This is a genomic window from Acinetobacter towneri, assembly GCF_017498585.1.
Classification (GTDB): Bacteria; Pseudomonadota; Gammaproteobacteria; order Pseudomonadales; family Moraxellaceae; genus Acinetobacter; species Acinetobacter towneri.
On the sequence record NZ_CP071766.1, the window covers coordinates 566,090 to 587,691 of the forward strand.

General features: G+C 43.8%; 18 protein-coding genes. 10 read left to right on the plus strand and 8 right to left on the minus strand.

Going from position 1 to position 21,602, the window contains the following annotated elements:
• Positions 1–148 precede the first annotated feature (148 nt).
• The 3 genes from ilvD (at position 149) to J4G44_RS02735 (ending at position 3,549) form a co-directional block, all read left to right on the plus strand.
• Complete coding sequence (gene ilvD, locus J4G44_RS02725; RefSeq protein WP_207973813.1) at positions 149–1,834, plus strand: dihydroxy-acid dehydratase; 1,686 nt, start codon at positions 149–151, stop codon at positions 1,832–1,834.
• A 118-nt stretch (positions 1,835–1,952) separates the two neighbouring features.
• Positions 1,953–3,272 carry a thioredoxin domain-containing protein gene (locus tag J4G44_RS02730; RefSeq protein WP_179990365.1) on the plus strand — a complete coding sequence of 440 codons (1,320 nt, stop codon included), beginning with the start codon at positions 1,953–1,955 and terminating at the stop codon, positions 3,270–3,272.
• On the plus strand, positions 3,262–3,549 hold the full coding sequence (locus J4G44_RS02735; RefSeq protein WP_179988877.1) for a chorismate mutase: 288 nt from the start codon (positions 3,262–3,264) through the stop codon (positions 3,547–3,549). Before J4G44_RS02730 ends, J4G44_RS02735 begins: the two co-directional genes overlap by 11 nt.
• Here J4G44_RS02735 and J4G44_RS02740 read toward each other — a convergent pair.
• Positions 3,515–3,784 (minus strand): hypothetical protein, encoded by a 270-nt coding sequence (locus tag J4G44_RS02740; RefSeq protein WP_026438410.1) that lies wholly within the window; start codon positions 3,782–3,784, stop codon positions 3,515–3,517. The two genes, J4G44_RS02735 and J4G44_RS02740, sit on opposite strands and share 35 nt — an antisense overlap.
• An 82-nt stretch (positions 3,785–3,866) precedes the next feature.
• Here J4G44_RS02740 and J4G44_RS02745 point away from each other — a divergent pair, with 82 nt between their 5' ends.
• Positions 3,867–4,046, plus strand: a complete 180-nt coding sequence (locus tag J4G44_RS02745) for a hypothetical protein (RefSeq protein WP_004970356.1) — start codon at positions 3,867–3,869, stop codon at positions 4,044–4,046.
• Between the two features lie 279 nt (positions 4,047–4,325).
• Here the strand turns inward: J4G44_RS02745 and J4G44_RS02750 are convergent, their stop codons facing one another.
• The 4 genes from J4G44_RS02750 to J4G44_RS02765 all read right to left on the minus strand — a co-directional run bounded on the left by J4G44_RS02750 (position 4,326) and on the right by J4G44_RS02765 (position 10,783).
• Positions 4,326–5,624, minus strand: a complete 1,299-nt coding sequence (locus J4G44_RS02750) for a solute carrier family 23 protein (protein WP_004970352.1) — start codon at positions 5,622–5,624, stop codon at positions 4,326–4,328.
• A gap of 261 nt (positions 5,625–5,885) precedes the next feature.
• Positions 5,886–6,830, minus strand: coding sequence for a GGDEF domain-containing protein (locus J4G44_RS02755; protein ID WP_180061065.1), 945 nt, complete (start codon positions 6,828–6,830; stop codon positions 5,886–5,888).
• Between the two features lie 441 nt (positions 6,831–7,271).
• Entirely contained in the window at positions 7,272–9,956 is a 2,685-nt protein-coding gene (ppc, locus tag J4G44_RS02760) for a phosphoenolpyruvate carboxylase (protein WP_131261313.1), read from the minus strand.
• A 212-nt stretch (positions 9,957–10,168) separates the two neighbouring features.
• Positions 10,169–10,783, minus strand: coding sequence for a TetR/AcrR family transcriptional regulator (locus J4G44_RS02765; protein ID WP_004970347.1), 615 nt, complete (start codon positions 10,781–10,783; stop codon positions 10,169–10,171).
• Between the two features lie 413 nt (positions 10,784–11,196).
• Between J4G44_RS02765 and J4G44_RS02770 the strand changes: the two genes are divergently transcribed.
• The 4 genes from J4G44_RS02770 (at position 11,197) to dnaJ (ending at position 17,232) form a co-directional block, all read left to right on the plus strand.
• Entirely contained in the window at positions 11,197–12,336 is a 1,140-nt protein-coding gene (locus tag J4G44_RS02770; protein WP_207973814.1) for an efflux RND transporter periplasmic adaptor subunit, read from the plus strand.
• Between the two features lie 3 nt (positions 12,337–12,339).
• Positions 12,340–15,474 (plus strand): efflux RND transporter permease subunit, encoded by a 3,135-nt coding sequence (locus tag J4G44_RS02775; RefSeq protein WP_207973815.1) that lies wholly within the window; start codon positions 12,340–12,342, stop codon positions 15,472–15,474.
• 135 nt (positions 15,475–15,609) lie between these two features.
• Positions 15,610–15,987, plus strand: coding sequence for a hypothetical protein (locus tag J4G44_RS02780; RefSeq protein WP_180072906.1), 378 nt, complete (start codon positions 15,610–15,612; stop codon positions 15,985–15,987).
• A gap of 129 nt (positions 15,988–16,116) precedes the next feature.
• Positions 16,117–17,232, plus strand: a complete 1,116-nt coding sequence (gene dnaJ / locus J4G44_RS02785) for a molecular chaperone DnaJ (protein ID WP_004970338.1) — start codon at positions 16,117–16,119, stop codon at positions 17,230–17,232.
• 94 nt (positions 17,233–17,326) lie between these two features.
• Here dnaJ and J4G44_RS02790 read toward each other — a convergent pair whose 3' ends face one another.
• On the minus strand, positions 17,327–17,611 hold the full coding sequence (locus tag J4G44_RS02790; protein ID WP_207973816.1) for a hypothetical protein: 285 nt from the start codon (positions 17,609–17,611) through the stop codon (positions 17,327–17,329).
• Positions 17,612–17,891: 280 nt separating this feature from the next.
• On the opposite strand from J4G44_RS02790, the gene dapB reads away from it, so the two are divergent.
• Positions 17,892–18,713 carry a 4-hydroxy-tetrahydrodipicolinate reductase gene (dapB, locus tag J4G44_RS02795; protein ID WP_070154911.1) on the plus strand — a complete coding sequence of 274 codons (822 nt, stop codon included), beginning with the start codon at positions 17,892–17,894 and terminating at the stop codon, positions 18,711–18,713.
• 156 nt (positions 18,714–18,869) lie between these two features.
• Positions 18,870–19,487, plus strand: a complete 618-nt coding sequence (locus J4G44_RS02800; protein ID WP_420830719.1) for an START domain-containing protein — start codon at positions 18,870–18,872, stop codon at positions 19,485–19,487.
• Positions 19,488–19,579: 92 nt separating this feature from the next.
• Here J4G44_RS02800 and J4G44_RS02805 read toward each other — a convergent pair whose 3' ends face one another.
• Both J4G44_RS02805 and J4G44_RS02810 read right to left on the minus strand, forming a co-directional pair.
• Positions 19,580–21,034, minus strand: a complete 1,455-nt coding sequence (locus J4G44_RS02805) for a capsule assembly Wzi family protein (protein WP_207973818.1) — start codon at positions 21,032–21,034, stop codon at positions 19,580–19,582.
• A gap of 176 nt (positions 21,035–21,210) precedes the next feature.
• Entirely contained in the window at positions 21,211–21,585 is a 375-nt protein-coding gene (locus J4G44_RS02810) for an endonuclease domain-containing protein (protein ID WP_136143550.1), read from the minus strand.
• Between the last annotated feature and the right edge of the window lie 17 nt (positions 21,586–21,602).

Here is a 21,602-nt window from a genome sequence, read left to right on the forward strand (position 1 = left end):
ATGAGCAATGTCAGTATCGCAGCAAATTTGAGCAATGAAATTAGACAGGCATTTTCGTTTACATCCTGCCCGCTTTCGATACAATGAAAAATAAAATAAATCGTCATGATGAGCACGTCATTTCACCCATCTTGCTAAGGAATCAGCCATGAGTAAACAGAATATCCGCGAACATTCAGCCGAAGTCTATGAAGGCATTGAAAATGCACCTGCACGCTCCATGATGCGTGCGGTGGGTTTTAAGGATGAAGATTTTACTCGTCCATTTATTGGCATTGCATCGACTTGGGCCAATGTCACACCATGTAATATGCATATTGATGGCTTAGCGCGCGAAGCAGAAACAGGCGTGAATCAGGCGGGTGGTAAAGGCATTATTTTCAATACCATCACCATTTCAGATGGTATTTCAAACGGCACCGAAGGCATGAAATATTCATTGGTTTCACGTGAAATTATTGCCGACTCAATTGAAGCTGTGGTGGGCTGTCAGGCCTATGATGGTGTGATTGCAATTGGTGGCTGCGATAAAAACATGCCGGGCTGCATTATGGGACTGGCGCGTTTAAACCGTCCGGGCTTGTTTGTTTATGGCGGCACTATTAAACCGGGTGCAGGACATACCGATATTATTTCGGTGTTTGAAGCCGTGGGTCAGCATGCCAAAGGTGAAATTAACGAAATTCAGGTCAAACAAATTGAAGAAGTGGCTTTGCCAGGTGCAGGCTCTTGTGGTGGCATGTACACCGCCAACTCTATGGCATCGGCCATTGAAGCATTGGGCATGAGTTTGCCGGGATCTTCAGCACAAGAAGCTGTTTCTCAAGATAAAATGGATGACTGCCAACGCGCAGGCGAAGCGGTCATGAATCTGTTACGTCTGGATATTAAACCACGTGACATTATGACCAAATCTGCCTTTGAAAATGCCATTAAAGTATTGATTGCTTTGGGTGGATCGACCAATGGTGTGTTGCATTTGATTGCCATGGCACATTCTGCAGGGGTTGAACTCACACTAGATGATTTCGTGCGTATTGGTCAGGCAACCCCAGTGGTGGCCGATGTACGTCCATCGGGCAAGTATTTAATGTCGGAGCTGATTGCCATTGGCGGCATTCAACCGTTGATGAAACGCATGCTAGATGCAGGCATGCTTGATGGTTCTTGCTTAACGGTTACAGGTAAAACTTTGGCAGAAAACTTGGCCGATGTTGCCGATTATCCTGAAGGTCAGCAAATTATTTTACCGTTTGATGCGCCAATCAAAAAAGATTCGCACTTGGTGGTTTTAAAAGGCAACTTATCACCTACGGGCGCAGTGGCAAAAATTACAGGCAAAGAAGGCTTGTATTTTGAAGGCCCTGCACGCGTTTTTGAAGGTGAAATTGGCGCGATGCGCGGCATTTTAGATGGTGAAGTGCAAGAAGGTGAAGTGGTGGTGATTCGTGGTGAAGGCCCTAAAGGTGGCCCGGGTATGCCAGAAATGCTGAAACCAACTTCTGCAATTATTGGCAAAGGTTTGGGTAATTCAGTCGCGTTAATTACCGATGGACGTTTTTCGGGTGGCAGTCACGGTTTTGTGATTGGGCATGTGACCCCAGAAGCGTATGAAGGCGGGCCAATTGGTCTGGTGAAAAATGGCGATAAAATTTCGATTAATGCCGAAACCCGTGAAATGACTTGGCATGTGTCGGAAGAGGAAATGGCAGCACGTAAAGCGGCATGGGTCAAACCAAAGCCAAACTATACCCATGGTGCATTGGCGAAATTTGCTAAATTGGCATCGGGTGCAGAAAAAGGTGCAGTGACTGATCTGAATTTAGAGGTCTAATTGATCATTTTTATATGAATTGATATAAATCCTTGTGTACTATTGAAGGACGAGCGCACATGATTTGCATGTGGCTTGTCCCCAAACCACAAGGATTTTCTTTTTAGAGGCTGATCTCATGTCACTGTTACGCCGTTGGTTCGATCCGATCAGATCGAGTTGGTTTTATCAAAAACCATCTCGGCAAGCGGTGTTGCCCACGGAACACGGACTGAGTGTGTATTTACGTCTAGATGATGTATATAGCTATTTGGCGGTACAGCAGTTGCCGCAATTAGAAGATATTCTGGCCGATGAATTAAAACCTTTAACCGTGGTGATTTCGCGGCAAAGTGGCGATGCACCGAATCAAATGTCGGCTGCAGAATGGCAAAATTATTGTATTCAAGATGCACAAATTCTTGCCAAACAACACCGTTTTAGTTTTCACGATAGCCCTGAACCACCGACTGCAGAGGCCTTAATGCAGGCAGAAGCTATTTTGCGGCATACGCCGTTACGTGGTCAGGATTTCTTGTATTTACTCGAAGATGTGTTTCACATGCTGTGGCAAAAGCAGTCGGGTAAATTACGCACTTTATATGCCATGTCCAGCCGTCATCATCAAATTCAGGATTTTCCTGAACGGGTTTTTGATGATGCACCTGTATTGGCCAGTTATTTTGAGTTTGGTGGACGTAAATATCATGCGGTCGATGATTTATTGCGTTTGACACGCCGTTTAAAACAACAAAAATTACTCACCGATAATCCTATTTTCTTGATCAATCACATTGAATGGCGAGAACATTTAATTAGTGATGCCGAAGAACTCAATGAAATTCAGGCACTCGACCCTGAACTGGATTTGTATATTGCACTGGAAGACCCGATTTCTTGGTTGTTATTGGCGTATATCAAAGAAGAATTAGCTGCCTATTACAATATCCATTTGAATGTGTATCCCTTGTCTTATCATGGACGCGACTGGTTTGACTGGAGTTTGGCAACACGTTTATCTAAACGTACTGATGTTGCGTTTACGCCGTTTTGCCGCCCGACTGAGCAGGCGACTTATCAAATGGCACAACTGTATTACAGTGCGCCTGAAGAACAGCGTGTGGATGCCATGTATCGCATTTTGCAGGCGGTATGGACGAGGGGACAGGATTTATCCTTTAAAGCGCATTTTGAGCGTATGCAGCGTGAACTGGAGTTAGATCAACTGACCACAGCCGATGTGACCGAGTTGCTCAAAGAAAACGATATGCTGTGTGAAATGAAATCTCAGCCCGATTTTCCTGTGTTGGAATTGCGCATAGATGGGCAAAGCTACGTGTTTAACAGCTTATATCGGGTGTGGATGATTGAAAGTATTTTCAGTAATGTGTTAGAAGAAAAGTATAAGAGTGAAAACGAAACCGAAACTGAAAGTGTAGCCCAAGCCCATGAACAATGAAAAAGTAAACTCATTACAACAAGCACGTGACAAAATAGACCAAATTGATGTGGCTTTAATTGAACTGATTGCATCGCGTCAGTTTTATGTCGATCAGGCCATGCGCCATAAACAGACTGTGGAAGATGTACAGTCACCGCAGCGCGTGAAAGAAGTGATTGAAAAAGTCCGTACTTTGGCTCTGCAACATGCAGTCGATCCTGACATGGTCGAGCGTTTGTATCACGATATGATTCAGCATTTTATTCAGCGTGAATTAAAAGAATTCCGTCCTTAATTGATCTATCCCTAAGTTTGGGCGATGCTTCAAACGCAGCCCAAACTTTGCGTTTTTGCGGTAAAACCGCGTATTTATATGCCATCTTGGTATTCAAAGCATAATTTTTAAAAATAATTTGCTTATTTTTTCTGCAGGTGGTTTTAAGCGAAAAGCCTTGCCTGTCTTGGCTTTGCTGGGTTTTTAAAAAGTATTGGTAAAAAAAAGAATATGATTTTATTACATTTTTTAACATTGTAAGTTTGCTTTATTTTAAAAAGTATATATATTGTATATACATCTTTTGCAAAGCAGTCTTTATTTTGGAGAGATCAGCAATGAACGAGCAAATCAAAAAAATAAAGACAGGCAAGAAAGATGGACAACTTTTAATTCGTATTAATAGTACTGAACGTGATGAATTTATTCGTTTATGTGAAGAACTTGATACTAGTGCTGCTCGTGAATTAAGAAAATTTATTCGTAGTTTTGTGAAACAACACAATGGCAACGAATAGCCTTACTAAGGAGTAATACCATGGCTAAGCAAGTTAAATCTTTGAAGCAACAAATCAAAGCACGTTTGAAAAAGATTTCAAAACATAAAGGCAAATTGAAGCAACTTAAGCAAGAGCTTAAAAAACAGAAATAAGCCAAGTAAAAGCATTATCTCTTAAAAACGGTTCATTCTAGACAGACCGTTTGAGGTAAAAAAAGACCGAACAATCACTGTTGTTCGGTCTTTTTGCATTGTTTCGGCATTTACTTAGGTTCAAGCAAATGACCGCAAGTTCTGATTAAGAGGGATCACGCAAACTAAAGAACCAGTTCAGGAACAAGGCTGCAAAAGTTGCTGTCCCAATCCCGCCCAAGTTAAAGCTGCCCAATTGCAACGCAAAGTCACCCGTTCCTAAAATAATGGTCACGGCAGCCACCATCAGATTTTTGTTTTTAGAAAAATCGACTTTGTTTTCAATCCAGATTTTCGCGCCAGCAATGGTAATCAAACCAAATACCACAATCGAAGCGCCCGTTAAAATGGCGGTAGGAATGGTATGGATGATTGCCCCAAATTTTGGTGATAAGCCAAGGAAAATAGCAAAGACCCCCGCCACCACAAAAATAATCGTGGAATACACGCGGGTAACAGCCATCACCCCAATGTTTTCACCATAGGTAGTCATACCCGGTGCACCGACACCACCTGCAAGGGTTGTGGCAACACCATCGGCTACAAAGGCTTTACCAATGTGTGGATCGAGGTTTTCACCAGTCATGGCACCTACTGCTTTAATGTGTCCCAAGTTCTCTGCCACCAAAATGAAGGCAATTGGGGCAATAATCAGCATGGCATTCACATCAAATACAGGCGCATGAAAGTCTGGTACGCCAAACCAAGCGGCTTGCTGAATCGGTGCGAAGTTAATTGGCGTCCCCCAACCCATGACATTGGTGACTACAAAATAGATCAGATACGATATGAGCAAGCCAATCAGGAGCAAGAGGCGTTGCAGTAAACCTTTGGTAAATACGGCAATCATGCCCATACATAGCACAGTCACCAAGGCCATCCACATATTAAATGGATTGCCTGCAACCGCTTTGACCGTGACAGGAGCAAGGTTTAAACCAATGATCATCACCACCGCACCTGTCACCACAGGTGGCATTAATTTTTCAATCCAGCGGGTGCCAGTAGCCATCACCAAAAAGCCAATCAGGGCATATAAAATACCGCAGGCAATAATCCCGCCTGCCGCAACCCCAATATTGGCATTTAAACCGCCTGCTGCGCCTGCATAGCCTGTGGCAGCAATCACCACCCCAATAAAGGCAAAGCTTGAGCCTAAATAACTTGGAACACGCCCACCTGTCATGAAAAAGAACAGGATGGTACAAATTCCTGACATTAAAATGGCAAGGTTCGGATCAAAGCCCATTAAAAAAGGTGCAAGTACAGTGGCACCAAACATGGCAAATGCGTGTTGTATCCCCAATACAACGGTTTGTGCAGGCGGTAGATACTCATTGGTACCTACAGGACGTGCATCAATGCTGCCTTCATAAGGGCGCCATTTGGGAAACCAATTGGACATAAAGTAAGCACTCAAAAGCTAAATTGAGCACATCATACCCTTGTATTGCATAAATTTTTTAAAAATTTTGCGAGGAAACTGACCAGCTGCTTATTTTTAGGATTAAATTTTACTATTTGATAAAATTTACATTTAATATAAATAAGTAATTTTATTTATAAATTTAAAGAATGTATTGCCGCATCAATGCGATGAATCCAGACTAAAAATAAATTTAATTGCACATAATTTAGGCTGAATTTTAGACACGCAACGTATGTCTTAGTCAATGTCTGCTTGCACGTTATTACGTCCACTTTGCTTAGCTTTATACAGCGCTGCATCGGCGCGTTGAATCAGTTGATGCAGATGTGCACTCGAGATCGGTTCTGCACTCAAACCAAAGCTTGCGGTAATTTGAATGTACTGTGCCGCATAGGGAATACGATGTTGTTCAATGGCGATTCTGCAGCGTTCCAGTACATTTTGGGCAATTTGTGGTGAGGTATTAGAGAAAATAATCATAAATTCTTCGCCACCAAAACGTCCGATAATATCTTCACTGCGCAGATTTTTTTGCAAAATTTTGGGGATTTGCTTGAGAACCTGATCACCGCCATCGTGTCCATAGCGATCATTTACTTGCTTAAACCAGTCTAAATCGAGCAGGGCAAGGCAGATGTGTTCTTTGTTTTGCCCCGCCAATTGTTTTTGATTCACCAGTTGGTTGAATTTTATGCTTAAACCGCGTCGGTTGAGAGTTTGGGTGAGTGGATCAAGCAGAATTAGTTGTTGCTGATGTTCTTCACGAATCATCCAGCGTCCCAAAAAAGTATTAAATAAAATGGCCAACAGAACACCAATGATGGTGCTGCCAATCAAGTTATTGATGAGCATGAAATTTTGGAATTCCGCACTGGTAAACGTATAGGGCTGAAAAACGGGCGCATAGGGGATAATATTGCGCAAGGTCAGCAAAGAACCACCGTAAAATACCACCAAGCAGGGAATGGTGCCCCAAAAGATAATGCTGCGTTTAAACAACAATAAGCCTGTAAAAATGGAGCCAATGGTAAATACGCCTGTGAGTACCGTCATTTGACCCAGAAAATAGCCAATACTCATGAGTGAGCTGCTATAAAAGCCTAAACACAGAATTGGAAAATAATAGAGTGTGGTCTGATTTTCAGGAATACGATAGCTGATGACATATAAAGACCAAGGCAATCAGCAAATACAATATTAAACAACCCAATACCCATGGCAGCATGTATGGGGTAAACAGGGGTTGGCTTTGACTGAGCCAAAGTACCACTAAAAAGAGTAAATGAAAGAAAAAAACCAAGCCACTGACGACACGTGATTTTTGGATGTTATTTAAACTGAGGAGATTTTTATACCCTTGAAAAAATTAAAAATTTTTAGCTTTAATAAAGTCGTCATTGTAGAGCTTTCTGGCATAGGCAAGTCCAAATTCTTATTTATTGTCTAATCTAAGCATAATTCAAATAAGTTGAGACAGAAATCATAAAAAATGCCAGTTATCATGTTTTTTTATGATTTTTTCTACTTAGCCTAATATGTAGTCATCCGTCCCAAATCATGTTTAAGTGAGTGAATGAGCCACAAGCAGAGCATGACTCTGCTTGTTGTGCTATTCGTTAGGTCTTAACCTGTATTGCGTAAGCCTGCTGCAATCCCTGCAATACTCACCATGAGGGCATGATCGACAGGGGTATGTTCGGCATGCTGTTCTGCCAAATACAAACGACGACGTTTCATCAATTCTGCCTGTAGCAAATGCAGTGGCAATAAATAAGGTTTACGCACCCGCATCGATTGATCTAGCACATCATTGCTGCTGAGCAATTGCGATTCACCTTTAAGGGTCAGTAAAGTCGTCACAGCATCACGCAGACGTTGACGGAGTTGCTCACCGAGTTGTTTTAAGTCTTCGTCATCGGTCAGGTTAGATTCGTAGTACAGGGCAATATTACTGTCGGCTTTAGATAGCACCATTTCTAGCATATCAATCAAAGTCTGGAAATACGGCCAATCGCTGAGCATTTCATCCAAAGTGGCTTTTTGTCCCTGATCGAGCGTTTGGTTAATTGCTGCGCCTGTCCCTAACCAAGCAGGCAGCATTAAACGGATTTGTGTCCATGCAAATACCCACGGAATGGCACGTAAGGATTCAATTCCACCGCTCACTTTACGCTTCGCAGGACGTGAACCGAGTGGCAACATCTGCAATTCCAGCTCTGGCGTAACGGTGCGTAAATATTTCACAAAATGTGGATTTTCACGCACGGTTTGGCGATAGACCTGCACCGAAAGTTCGGTCATGTTATCCATCAACTCGCGCCATTCTGCTTTCGGCACAGGTGGTGGCATCAGCGTCGCTTCTAAGGTTGCAGCGGTGTAGACTTCCAGATTTTGTAAGGCAACCCCTTCAAGTCCAAATTTAAAACGAATCATTTCACCTTGTTCGGTGACGCGGATTGCACCTGAAATAGAACCCGGTGGTTGTGAGAACAATGCTTGTTGTGTTGGTGCACCGCCACGGCTGATGGAACCACCGCGACCATGGAATAAAGTCAGCTGCACAGCATGTTGCTGCGCTACCGCAGTCAGTTCTTCCTGCGCGCGGTACTGCGCCCAGTTGGCAGACATGAACCCTGCATCTTTGGCGGAGTCTGAGTAGCCAATCATCACCTCATGTTTGCCCTGAATATGCTGTTTGTACCAATGCATATTAAATAGGGTATTCATGGTTTGGGCAGCCCCATCCAAGTCTTTCAGGGTTTCAAACAGCGGCACCACACGCAAAGGATGCTGAATGCCCGCTTCTTTTTGCAGCAATAACACTGCCAATACATCACTTGGATATTCCGCCATGGAAATAATATAAGCGCCCAAACTTTCCTGCGGCTGTGCAGCCAAAGTGCGCATGGTGGCAAACACTTCTTGCACATCGGGATGTTGAATCAGGCTTTGTGCAGGTTCTTGCATGAATTTTGGCAATAACGGACGTTTACTTTGTAGCTCTTGAAGCAAGAAGTTCTGACGCGCTTGTTCAGTCCAAGTTTCAAAATTGCCCAAACCTAAATATTCGGTAATGGCAGAAATGGCTTGACGATGACGTCCCGATTCTTGGCGAATATCCAGTTTTAGTAATTCAATGCCGAAACAATTCACACGATGAATTAAATCCAACAATTTGCCGTTCGCAATGTCTGATAATTGGCAAGCCGTCAGCGAGCGATAACACAGCAATAAAGGCTGTAACAGTTCGTCTTTGCTTTTGATGACCAAACTGTCATCAGCCTCTTTGCCTTGCAGTTTCGCTGCTAACCAGTCGCGGGTGGCTTTTAGGCGTTCTCGGGTGTCGCGTAAATATTCACGGTACGGCTCGGCATGGAAATGTCCCAAAGCATCTGCCAATTCTGGGCTGCATTGCTGAATGGAGAGTTCCCAACGCAGGTTTTCAATATCACGTAAATACAGTTCTGCTGCTTTCCAGCGTGACAGCCACAATACTTCTTGAGTAACTTTATGAGTGACATTCGGGTTACCATCGCGGTCACCGCCCATCCAAGAGGCGAAACGTACAGGCGCAACACTCAGCGGCAGGCTTTGCCCACAATGTTCCTGCACAATGCTGTCTAACTCACGCATGAATTTAGGCACCGCATTCCACAAGGTTTGTTCGATGGTGGTAAAGCCCCATTTGGCTTCATCGACAGGGGTTGGGCGATGTTGGCGAATTTCATCGGTTTGCCAAGCCGAGCTGATCAGCTGCTTTAAATCTGCCAAAACTGCCTGACGTTCACGTGGTGTCAGTTTTTGCTGATCCATTTTAAACAAGCAGTCATTAATATCGTCATATTTTTGAATGAGGGTACGACGGCTGACTTCAGTCGGATGCGCAGTTAAAACCAACTCAATTTTTAGCTCGCAGACTTGTTGAAAGAGTGTTTCTGCAGAAATTTGGTTGTCTTTAAACTTGATAAATAAGTGATCTAGCGGGTTTGGAGAAACGCCATTTTCATCAAATTCGCTTTGGCGACGGCTCCGCACCACATGATATTGCTCGGCAATGTTGGCAAAGTTCAAAAAGTGGGTAAAGGCACGGGTAAGCGGTAAGATTTCGTCATCTTCCAGACTTAAAAACAGTTGTTCGAGTTGTTTTTCAGCTTCGGCTTGTCCATCGCGCGCGCCTTTAGATAAAGCACGAATTTGTTCGACCTGATTAAACAAATCTTGTCCTGCGTGTAACTTGAGGGTTTCACCCAATAAGTTGCCAAGTAAGCGTACGTCATCGCGTAGAGGAGCATCAATTTGTTGAATCATTCGTTGTTCTCCATGTTCTGTGTTTTTCTACTCTGTTAAGACTATACCCCGATTTAGATACAATCCAAGCGGGCTATCTACAAAAGTTGCATGGATTTTGCGCATCTGAAGTTATAGTGCCAAGTGGCAGTATTTAGGAGAGAAATACAGGGCGGAGTGGAATGCTATTTGGTAAAAGAAACTCCGATTTAGATCAACCTTTATTAGCCTGTTCAACCATAACGAAGCATAAAAATACCAATCGCATCTTCAATAATCTTTTGAGATTGTTCAGCATCGGGCACGGCACGTACGCCGAGTAAAACTTCGTGGTGACGTAAACCATGCAGTAAGGAAACGATCAATTCAGTTTGTGTTTTAGGTTCATCTGCCTGAATAAATTTTAGTTCTGCTGCTTGACGAAAGAAGCTTTCCCACATCGCACGAAGTTTGGCATGTGAGGCATTGTAAAACTGCAATGCCAACGGATTTTGCTCCGAGGCCAGTTCCATCAGCAAGTGCTCTAATTTAATCGCTTCAGGCATATTGACCAAGTTCAAGGACAGTTCACAGGCTTGGTATAAAGCTTGCTTAAAATTGCGATGTGCAGTCAACTCCAAAGGCTGTGCTTTGAGCAGACTTTCACAGGTTTCTTCAATGGCACAGGAAAATAAGGTTGCTTTGTCTTGAAAGTGATTATACACCGTTAATTTGGTCACGCCTGCTTCACGTGCAATCTGATTCATACTCGAACCATGAAAGCCCAACTTTAAAAACAAGTGTTTTGCCGACATTAAAATACGTTGGCGTTTTTCTAAATCTTTGGGTCTTCCGACATGAATCTGCACACGCTCCTCCTAATTTGCATCAGTACAACTAGAAAATGACGCTTCAGTTTTAATTAATGTACCTAGTGGTATATTAATTAAAAAATAATCAATTTAATATAGGGGTTTGCACGCACTTCATAAATGGCTTGCGCTGTAGGCTAAAACTGAGCAGATCAGGCATGAAACGAAGGGAATAGCGAGACTATTACCAAGTTTCATAAAGCAATCTGAGAAAGTTTTAGCCACAGTCCTTTGGAACAAGCATATTTTTTACTGCTATTACTTTATGAGTCAGTTACTTAGAATGACTAAGTTTCCTGCCTCATGCCTTATATCAGCTAAAAATATGCGCTGTCGCAAACATAGACGAAGTGTCAGCAAACCCTACCGTATTCTGCCCTAAAAAAAACGTTTAAATAAGAGCAAACCTGATGAACACGACTCAGAATCTCATTGCCAGCCTGATGCTGCTGTGCTGTATCACCCTAATTGGATGCAGTAAGCAAAAAACCGAGGTTGAACAGGAAGTCCCTTTGGTGATGGTGACCCAGCCCAGCAGTTTACATCTTGAGCAAAAAAGCTATGCAGGCGAGGTGCAAGCACGTCAGCAAACGGCTTTGGCATTTCGGGTTGCAGGGCAAGTTACACAGCGTTTTGCCGATGTGGGAGATCAGGTCAAAGTTGGGCAAGTCTTAGCAAAACTGGATGTGCAAGATGCCGCATTGCAGCTCAATGCCGCGCGTGCGCAACTGGAAAGTGCGCAATCTGCTGCAAAAATTGCTAGCGATGAGTTACAGCGTTTTCAGCAATTATTACCCATGAATGCCGTCAGTCGCTCGCAATATGATGCAGTCAAAAACCAATATCAATATGCTATGGCACAGTTGAAACAGGCACAGTCCAATTATGCAGTCAGCAGTAATCAAACCGACTATAACCAGTTACGTGCCACAAAAAATGGTGTGATTACTGAACGCAATATTGAAGTTGGGCAGGTTTTAGCGGCAGGGCAGGTCGCTTATCAATTGGCGATTGATGGAGAACGTGAAGTCGTGATTGGCGTGCCTGAACAAGCGGTGGGTGAAATTCGAGTCGGGCAAGAGGCAACGGTAAGTTTATGGTCACAACCCGATACCCGTTTTGCAGGTACGGTTCGAGAAATTTCCCCTGCGGCAGATCAGTCGCGTACTTTTAAAGTCAAAGTGGCTTTACGTGAAGGCAATGCACAAATTCAATTGGGGCAAAGTGCGCGGGTATTTCTGACTCGCCAAGCCAATCAGGGTTTATATGTGCCTTTATCTAGCGTGTCGGCAACAGGGCAACAAGCTTTTGTTTTGGTCTTACAGCCAGACTCAACCGTGCGCCAAATTCCTGTTACATTGGGCGCTTATGGACGTGACAGCGTGCCTGTACTGAGTGGCTTACAGCCGCAAGATTATGTGGTGATGGGTGGGGTGCATTTACTGCGTGATCGACAAAAAATCCACCCGATTAACCGTGACAATCAAGCTGTACAGGCAGTCAATCCAACAGCTCAGGCAGCTTCTGCGGCCACACAGACGGAGCGTTAAAATATGAATTTTAACTTATCCGAATGGGCACTGAAAAATAAAGGTCTAGTGGTCTACTTGATGCTGCTGTTGGGCATTGTCGGGATTTTTTCCTATTCCAAACTGGCACAAAGTGAAGATCCACCGTTTACTTTTAAAGTGATGGTGATTCAAACCTATTGGCCGGGAGCGAGTGCCAAAGAGGTTTCCTTACAAGTCACTGACCGTATTGAAAAAGAATTGATGAGCACGGGCGATTATGAACGCATCATGGCCTATTCGCGTCCGGGCGAGTCCATGGTGACTTTTATTGCCAAAGATTCTATGCGCTCCAGCCAAATTCCAGATGTTTGGTACAAGGTGCGTAAAAAGGTCAATGACATTCGCCATGAACTGCCACAAGGGGTACAAGGCCCATTTTTTAATGATGAATTTGGCGACACTTTTGGTAATATTTATGTGCTGACAGGCGCAGACTATGATTACGCCACCCTCAAAGAATATGCCGACCGTTTGCAACTACAATTGCAGCGGGTCAAAGATGTTGCCAAAGTTAATTTGGTCGGTTTGCAAGATCAAAAAATCTGGATTGAGTTGTCTAATACCAAAGCCGCACAACTCGGCATTCCTGTTAGCGCGATTCAGCAAGCCTTACAACAACAAAACAGCATGGCAAGCGCAGGTTTTTTTGAAACCCATTCAGACCGTATTCAGGTGCGTGTCAGCGGTGCGTTGCACAGTGTCGATGAGTTGAAACAAATGCCGCTGTTGGTGAATGGCACCACCATTCAACTGGGCGATGTTGCCGAGGTCTATCGTGGGTTTAGCGAACCTGCTCAACCGCGTATGCGCTTTATGGGCGAAAATGGCATTGGCATTGCGGTGTCGATGCGTAAAGGCGGTGATATTCTGGCTTTGGGTGAAAATCTGGAAACAGAATTTGCCCGTTTGCAAAAGACCTTGCCTTTGGGCATGCAACTGCAAAAAGTTTCTGATCAGCCTGTTGCGGTAAAACACAGCGTCAATGAATTTATGAAAGTGTTGGCTGAGGCGGTGATTATCGTGCTCTTGGTCAGCTTCTTTTCACTGGGTTTTCGCACGGGCTTGGTGGTGGCATTTTCCATTCCACTGGTCTTGGCGATGACTTTTGCAGGTATGCATTTGTTTGATGTCGGACTGCACAAAATTTCACTCGGTGCGCTTATTTTAGCCCTCGGATTGCTCGTGGATGATGCCATTATCGCCATTGAAATGATGGCAATTAAGATGGAGCAGGGCTATAGCCGCTTGCAAGCCGCAGGTCATGCGTGGCGAACGACTGCTTTCCCTATGCTGACTGGGACATTGATTACCGCAGCAGGTTTTTTACCCATTGCCACGGCAGCCTCAAGTACAGGGGAATATACCCGTTCAATTTTCCAAGTGGTCACCATAGCTTTGGTGGTGTCTTGGTTTGCTGCCGTGCTATTCGTGCCGTATCTGGGCGATAAATTATTGCCAGATTTTCAGCGTCATGCACAGCGAGCGCCGTGGTATCAACGTCTTTGGGCGCGTGTACGCAAACAAGCTGAGCCGCAGCCTGTGGTACAGCCAACAGGTGAATTACACGACCCTTATCAAACCCGCTTTTATCAAGTGTTTCGTGGATGGGTTAATACTTGTGTGCGCTATCGAAAAACCGTCATTGCAATCACAGTTGGCATATTTGTACTGTCAATTGCGATGTTTAAATTGGTACCACAGCAATTTTTCCCACCTTCCAATCGGGCAGAAATTTTAGTCGATTTAAAACTTGAAGAAGGTGCGTCTTTAACAGCCACAGAAGCAGCCGTTAAAAAAGTTGAAAAGTTCTTGGCGCAACAACAAGGCATCGACAATTATGTAGCCTATGTTGGCACAGGTTCGCCGCGTTTCTATTTGCCTTTAGATCAGCAATTACCGCAGGCCAGTTTTGCCCAATTTGTGGTATTGGCATCGTCTTTAGAAGACCGCAATGAAATTCGCCGTAATTTATCTGAACAAATTCGCTTGTTATTGCCAGAGGTGCGTACTCGCGTGTCATTATTGGAAAATGGCCCACCAGTGGGTTATTCATTGCAATTCCGCGTGTCAGGAGAAGACTTGGCACAAGTGCGACAATGGGCACAGCAAGTCGCAGCCACCATCAGTGCCAATCCAAACAGTACCAATGTGCATTTAGATTGGGGTGAGCCGAGCAAAGTCATTCAATTGCAGATTGATCAAGACCGTGCCCGTCAAATGGGGGTGTCGAGTCTGGATTTAGCTAACTTCCTTAATAGCTCTATCAGTGGCGCGGCTATTAACCAGTATCGTGAAAAACGTGAACTGATTGAAATCCGTTTACGTGGTGATCAAACCGAGCGCCTAGATGTCGCATCTTTAAGCAGTTTGGCTATACCGACTTCACGTGGAACATCGGTGCCGTTGGCGCAAATTGCACAAATTGAATACCGTTTTGAAGAAGGCTTAATTTGGCATCGTAACCGCTTGCCGACCATTACCGTACGTGGTGATATTCGTAGCAATTTGCAACCTGCAACGGTGGTGGCAGAACTGTCTGAACCGATGGCGGCCCTGCGTGAAAAGTTGCCAAGTGGCTATTTAATTGAAGTGGGTGGCACGGTTGAAGAATCGGCACGTGGGCAAAAGTCAGTCAATGCAGGCATGCCATTTTTCCTTGCCGTGGTGATGACTTTGTTGATGATTCAGCTGCGTAGCATGTCCCGTGCATTCATCGTGTTTTTAACTGCACCGCTCGGCATTATTGGCGTGGTATTGTTCCTGTTGCTGTTTAACAAACCCTTTGGTTTTGTGGCGATGCTCGGCACCATTGCCTTATCGGGCATGATCATGCGCAATTCTTTGATTTTAATTGATCAGATTGAGCAGGATATTCGGGCTGGGGAATCGCAGTGGGACGCGATTATTAACGCTACGGTGCGCCGTTGTCGTCCAATTGTACTGACCGCTTTGGCGGCAGTATTGGCCATGATTCCACTTTCTCGCAGTATTTTCTTTGGCCCGATGGCTGTGGCGATTATGGGCGGATTAATTGTCGCGACCCTATTAACCCTGTTCTTTTTACCTGCATTATATGCACAGTGGTTTAAAGTGAAAAAAAATCCACATAATCTGTAAAAGTGACATAATAACGGGTGCGAAACTTGGAAAATTTCAATATAGTAGCACCTTATATTTTTCAGCCTTTGCATACGTTACAGCATGCGCCAGATTAAAAAATAAAGCATGGCACAGATGGGGTTAAATCACATTATGAAGCAAGATAACTTGTTAAAGTTGCGCCGGTCTGTCGCGATCTCTTACGTGTTTATGTTTTTTGCTTTATTTACTGTGGTGAGTGGTGCATTGGCGTATTGGTATGCACGAAAAGTGATTGTGGTCGATAGCACTGAAGTCTGGTTACAGGCACAGGCTTTATGGATCATGCGTAATGTGGTGATTTACAGTGTATTGGCATTGTTTGCTGCATTGTGGTTTATTCCATTGGCCTTCTTTCCTTGGGATGCCTTTTTATGGGTCAAAGCCTGCACCGTAGCAGGTGTGGTCTTTGCCGTGATTGCCTTCTTATTTTTAATCAATGCTTGGATTAAAGGGCTATCCAAATTTTTGAAAAATAAAGCTGTGTTCTAATGGCTTGAACTTCATCTAAAGCACTTCAGCTAAAATTTTTAACAGCTTTCCCTTGTAAAACTCAGTTTGACCCCAATTTCAGACTTCAGTTAAGTTTTAAATAGAATTCCGTGAGGAGCATCGCCAGACATGGCTAAACGTGATTATTATGAGGTTTTGGGCGTCTCTAAAACCGCTAGTGATGATGAAATTAAAAAAGCCTACCGTAAGTTGGCGATGAAATATCATCCAGACCGTAACCCGGACAATCCTGAAGCTGAAGAGAAGTTTAAAGAAGCTTCAGAAGCGTATGAAGTTCTGTCAGACAGCGAAAAACGCAGCATGTACGACCGTATGGGCCATCAAGCCTTTGAAGGTGGTATGGGCGGTGGTGCTGGCGGCTTCGGTGGTTTCAGTGCGGAAGATATTTTCAGCCAGTTTGGGGATATTTTCGGTGGAGCCTTTGGTGGGGGGGGGCGTGGCCAGCAACGTCAACGCCGTGGTTCAGACTTACGCTATGTGATGGAATTGACGCTTGAAGAAGCAGTCAAAGGCGTTAAGAAAACCATCACCTTTACAGCACCTGCGCCATGTGAAGCTTGTGATGGTAAAGGCTCAGAAAATCCAAATGATGTTGAAACTTGTCCAACCTGTCATGGTGCGGGTCAAGTACGCATGCAACAAGGGTTCTTCTCGGTACAGCAAACTTGTAGTACCTGTCGTGGTCAGGGCAAAATCATCAAGAATCCATGTAAAAAATGTCATGGTTCGGGGGTGTCAGACCGTCAGCAAACTCTTGAAGTGACCATTCCTGCAGGGGTGGACAACGGCGACCGCGTACGCTTAACAGGTAAAGGTGAAGCCATTCGTGATGGTCAATCGGGCGACCTATATGTAGAAGTGGTGGTGCGTGAGCACGAAATCTTCCAGCGTGATGGTGCTGATCTGTATATGGATGTGCCTGTTAGCATTGCCGATGCTGCTTTAGGTAAGGAAATTGAAATTCCTACTCTAGATGGTCGCGTGAGCCTGAAAGTACCTGAGGGAACACAAACGGGTAAATTGTTCCGTTTGCGTGGTAAAGGGGTAAAACCTGTGCGTACCAGTATGCAGGGCGATTTACTCTGCCGTATTGTGGTGGAAACACCTGTGAATTTAACGGCACGTCAGCGTGAATTGTTAAAAGAGTTGCAGACGACGATGGAAGGTGAGGGCAGTCAGTCATCACCAAAGAAAAAGTCTTTCTTTGATCGTTTGTTTGATTAAGGAAACCTAGGTTAGGTATGTCAAAGCACGACCTCATCTAAACTCAAAAATAAAGGCGATCTTGAAGATCGCCTTTGTTGTATCTGCTGTACTCTTATTCGACTTCAGGTACATCAATCTCTAAAACATCCACCATTTCAGTCGTTGCTGTTTCAACGGTAGTTTGTGGTTGAGCGCTTGCAACAACCTCATGTTCTGCTGCTGTTTCTTCTAGTTCAGGTGCATCGACTTCAACAGCAAGAGGTTCTTGTAGCGTCACGCTAATACGGACTTTAGACAGGCTTTCAAGCGTATCACCTTCTTGAAGTGCAGGCTCTGCAAATACGGATGCTGTGCTCATGCCCAACAATAATGCCAATACAATTTTCTTCGAATGCATGTAAATCCCCTTTAATTTTTGCAGTTGTTATCATTCGTGCAGGTTAGTCTGCGCATACAAGTTTGCAAATTTGTGAAATAAAAAAAAATGAGTATTTTCAGATAAATTTTTAGCACCGCTTTGATAAAAGTTTGCCTGAGATATTTAAAGTGATCATCAGCAGCCCAGTCACAGTTGCTTTCCGATAAAAATAAACCCAGAAACTTGGCAGACAAACTTAGTCTAGGCAGCGAGTTTTGATATAGTAAGCACAATTTACAATCTATTTTAGGAATATGCTATGTCAGCAACTCCACGCATTGGTGTATTAGGCGCGGGCGGCCGTATGGGACGCATCTTAATTCAAGCCGTTCAAGAAGCAGGCTACCAATTGGCAGCTGCAGTAGAACGCCCGGAAAGCAGCTTATTGGGTGCAGATGCAGGAGAGTTGGCAGGTGTAGGTACACTTGGCGTGAAAGTGGTGGGTAGCCTAGAACAAGTATTAGCTGACTGTGATGTCGTGATCGACTTTACCGCACCCGCCGCCACTGCACAGCACTTAAAGCTATGTCGTGAAGCAGGCGTGGCGATTGTGATTGGCACCACAGGCATGAATGATGAACAAAAAGCGCTCTTAGAAGAATCGGCTCAACAGACGCCAGTGGTATATGCCGCCAACTATTCAGTAGGGGTGAACGTATCCATTAAACTGCTGGAATTGGCAGCCAAAGTCTTTGGTGATAGTGTAGATATTGAAGTGATTGAAGCGCATCATCGTCATAAAGTCGATGCACCATCAGGCACGGCATTGATGATGGGCGAGGCCATTGCAGCAACCTTAGGTCGTGATTTAAAACACGACGCTGTTTACTGCCGTGAAGGACACACAGGGCCACGTGAGCGTAAAAGTATAGGTTTCCAGACCATTCGTGGTGGCGACATTGTGGGTGAACATACTGCGATGTTTATTGCCGATGGCGAGCGTGTGGAAATTACCCATAAAGCCACCAACCGTATGAACTTTGCTGCAGGTGCTGTTCGTGCAGCTGCTTGGGTGGTTGGACGTGAAGCCCGTAAATACGACATGAAAGATGTACTTGGCTTTAACGATATTCAAGTTTAAATCGCCGCTGACGATAAAATAATAAAAACTGCTTGAACAAATCGTGATCTGCAGTTAAAACTAGGGTCTGATGTCATGGATGATGAAGCATCAGACCCCACATAAAACTAAAATAAGATGCACAAGATAATGAAAAAAATTCTGCCAATTTTTGGCATGATCGCCTGTAGCTATATCTCGCATGCGCAAAGTCTTGAACATGCCAAACTGAGTATTCATAAAAACAATATTAAAGTCTGGACCTATCAACAGCAGTCTAGCCCTGTATTTTTGTATAAGGCCGAAACCACCTTCAATGTACCTTTAGAAAAAGCTGCTGCCTTAATTTTAGATGTCGATCATGCCGTGAAATGGGTGCCTTATGTTGGCAGTGTCAAAGTTTTGTCACGCGATGACCAAAAAGGTGAGTTCTTACTATATATGGTGCTGGATTTTCCTTTTCCGCTAAAAGATCGTGATTTGGTGGTCAAAGGCAAAATGAGTAAAGATGCGCAAGGTATGGTTAGTATTCAAAATAAAGCCATTGAGGGGGGCTATCCCTTGAACCCAGATTATGTGCGTATTCAGGATTACGAAGGCGACTGGACCTTTCAGAAATTGGGTAATCACAAAGTCAAAGTCAGTACCTACGGCTATGCTAACCCTGAGGGCTCGATTCCTTTAAGTTTTGTGAATATGTTTGTGCAACAGCAACCGTATCAAATGCTGCAAAAAATGAAAATTGAATTAAGCAAAAGCGGTGGTTATAAGGCGTTGCCTGAAATTTTGCGTTAAATAATTGAGTTGCGCTGAATTTTTAATCTTAGAAAAATGGATGAAATCGGTGTCGATCTCATCCACGAAGTATTTCGGTCTAGCGGGTAGACTTAATATGAAAACAGCCCTTTTTCTAAAGGAAATTCAATGCCAATCGATGCACCACCATCATTGCCATGGGCATCTGAATCGCTAATCCAGCCATTCAGTTTAAGTGGAATATCTGGGCGTAAATAGTGTGTCCAAGTCAAATCCAAAGCTTTTAACTGATCTTTTTCTGGGAAAGCTTTATTGGTTTCGCTTCTTGCTGGTGAATTAGCCGCCTGATCAAATTTGGCAAACAGCATACGTGCATTCACGCGGTTCATACGATCAAAACGAATATCACCACCGACTGAAATCATTTGTCCATCACCGCCAATAGCATGCGCTAAAGGATAGCCATGTTGGTAGAAACCGTCAGTATAGGTGCTGTGATTATAAGTAATACCTTGTGCTGTACCGTTGGTACGGGTGTCAGCCCATTCGGTATAGAGTTGGAACGGCATATTATGATAACTTGATGAATAATCTACCCCAGCCAAATACATTTTTTTTGAAGGTAAGCCGCCTGCTTCATCTTCACCAGCATATTGTGCATAAACACCCATTGGCACTTGTAGCAATGGCTGTAGGTTTAAGCGTGCATCAAAGCCTGCCACTTGGTTAGATGGGTTAGGAGTATCTCCATACACATTATCTTTACCAATCACCGCATCCCAGAATGAGTCAAAACTTTCAGGTCGACCTTCACCACCCCATTGAAAGGCACGTGAAGCACCCAATTCCAAATAAGGCAGCGGTTGTGCAGTGACACGTAAACCAATTAATTTGGCATCGGGTACAGCATCATAATCCTGCAACTGACCTGCAAAGGCTTGATATTGCCATGGACCAATCCATGATAACCATTTGTTGCTGAAAGCTTGTTGTTCAGCACGTTGCATAGTTACGCCGTAAACTGGGCGGCTAGCATCGCCACGAATTAAACTGCCATCATGTGCAGGACCCCAATATGTTGGAATTTGCCCTGCAATGAGCCATTGATTCCAAAGTTTGGCTGCAATATACGAACCTTCAACATTGACATCTTGATCGTTGTCAATTTGTGGATCTTTTTCTGCATTGACCCTAATTTTAGCATCCCAGTTTTGATTGCCTGCATTGAGTTCCAAACCTGCTTGATATTGTGCTTTTTGTTGGTCGCCAAAGGCCTGTGGAATATTCTTTTGATCTGTTTCTGCAAAAAGCGAGGCTTTGAGCAGTTGGTTATTAGCATTTAAATGTGCCACAACTGCATCGATGACTTTTTGATGATTGTTGTTGCTGACTTTGGCTTGAGAAAGTGCACGTTGAATTTCATCACCGCTCATTGGCCAAGTTGACGTACTAATTTGAATGACGCCTTGCTGATTTAGCCAGTTTAAATCGGTACGTAAGTTTTGGTTATTTAAGACAATGCCTTGGGCAAAGGTTAAGGATGAGCTTAATGCCAGTGTCGCCAGCAGCGCTTTAGGTGCAAACATGCTTATATATTCTCAGCGTTTATAAACTGTAACCAAGATAGGTTTTTGAGTGGAGTTTTGCAATTTGAATTGTTGAGTATTGTTGTAAATTTCAGAAGAAAGTTCTTCTGTAAACGGTGGAGGCTAGCACTAGTAAGGGCTTTGTAATAAATGCTCCTACCCTTTTTAAAGGGAGGCTAGGAGGGATTATCAGCGTGTTGACTTAAAATCACATTTTCAATCGTTTGGACGACTGCATCGAGTTCATGCAAAATTTGTAAATTGTTAAATCTTAACACCGTTAAATTTAACTGTGTTAAAGCCTGATCACGTAATAAATCATACTTTAAGCCTTTTTCGTTCAAATGTTGGCTGCCATCGCATTCAATAATTAAACTTGCCGCAGGACAGTAAAAATCTACAATAAAATTCAGAATAGGCTTTTGCCGGTAAAACTGTAAGCCCAAGAGTTGTTTTTGACGCAGTCGTAACCAGAGTTTTTGTTCTGCTTCGGTCATATTGTTTCTTAACTGTCGTGCGTTATATTTTAAATTTTTGTTATAGGGTTGCATGGTTTTTTATTCTTTGT

Coding starts and splice junctions, on each gene's coding strand:
- ilvD (WP_207973813.1), top strand. CDS start 149: ATGAGTAAACAGAATATCCGCGAACATTCAGCCGAAGTCTATGAAGGC.
- J4G44_RS02730 (WP_179990365.1), top strand. CDS start 1,953: ATGTCACTGTTACGCCGTTGGTTCGATCCGATCAGATCGAGTTGGTTT.
- J4G44_RS02735 (WP_179988877.1), top strand. CDS start 3,262: ATGAACAATGAAAAAGTAAACTCATTACAACAAGCACGTGACAAAATA.
- J4G44_RS02740 (WP_026438410.1), bottom strand. CDS start 3,784: ATGTTAAAAAATGTAATAAAATCATATTCTTTTTTTTACCAATACTTT.
- J4G44_RS02745 (WP_004970356.1), top strand. CDS start 3,867: ATGAACGAGCAAATCAAAAAAATAAAGACAGGCAAGAAAGATGGACAA.
- J4G44_RS02750 (WP_004970352.1), bottom strand. CDS start 5,624: ATGTCCAATTGGTTTCCCAAATGGCGCCCTTATGAAGGCAGCATTGAT.
- ppc (WP_131261313.1), bottom strand. CDS start 9,956: ATGATTCAACAAATTGATGCTCCTCTACGCGATGACGTACGCTTACTT.
- J4G44_RS02770 (WP_207973814.1), top strand. CDS start 11,197: ATGAACACGACTCAGAATCTCATTGCCAGCCTGATGCTGCTGTGCTGT.
- J4G44_RS02775 (WP_207973815.1), top strand. CDS start 12,340: ATGAATTTTAACTTATCCGAATGGGCACTGAAAAATAAAGGTCTAGTG.
- J4G44_RS02780 (WP_180072906.1), top strand. CDS start 15,610: ATGAAGCAAGATAACTTGTTAAAGTTGCGCCGGTCTGTCGCGATCTCT.
- dnaJ (WP_004970338.1), top strand. CDS start 16,117: ATGGCTAAACGTGATTATTATGAGGTTTTGGGCGTCTCTAAAACCGCT.
- J4G44_RS02790 (WP_207973816.1), bottom strand. CDS start 17,611: ATGCATTCGAAGAAAATTGTATTGGCATTATTGTTGGGCATGAGCACA.
- dapB (WP_070154911.1), top strand. CDS start 17,892: ATGTCAGCAACTCCACGCATTGGTGTATTAGGCGCGGGCGGCCGTATG.
- J4G44_RS02800 (WP_420830719.1), top strand. CDS start 18,870: ATGATCGCCTGTAGCTATATCTCGCATGCGCAAAGTCTTGAACATGCC.
- J4G44_RS02805 (WP_207973818.1), bottom strand. CDS start 21,034: ATGTTTGCACCTAAAGCGCTGCTGGCGACACTGGCATTAAGCTCATCC.
- J4G44_RS02810 (WP_136143550.1), bottom strand. CDS start 21,585: ATGCAACCCTATAACAAAAATTTAAAATATAACGCACGACAGTTAAGA.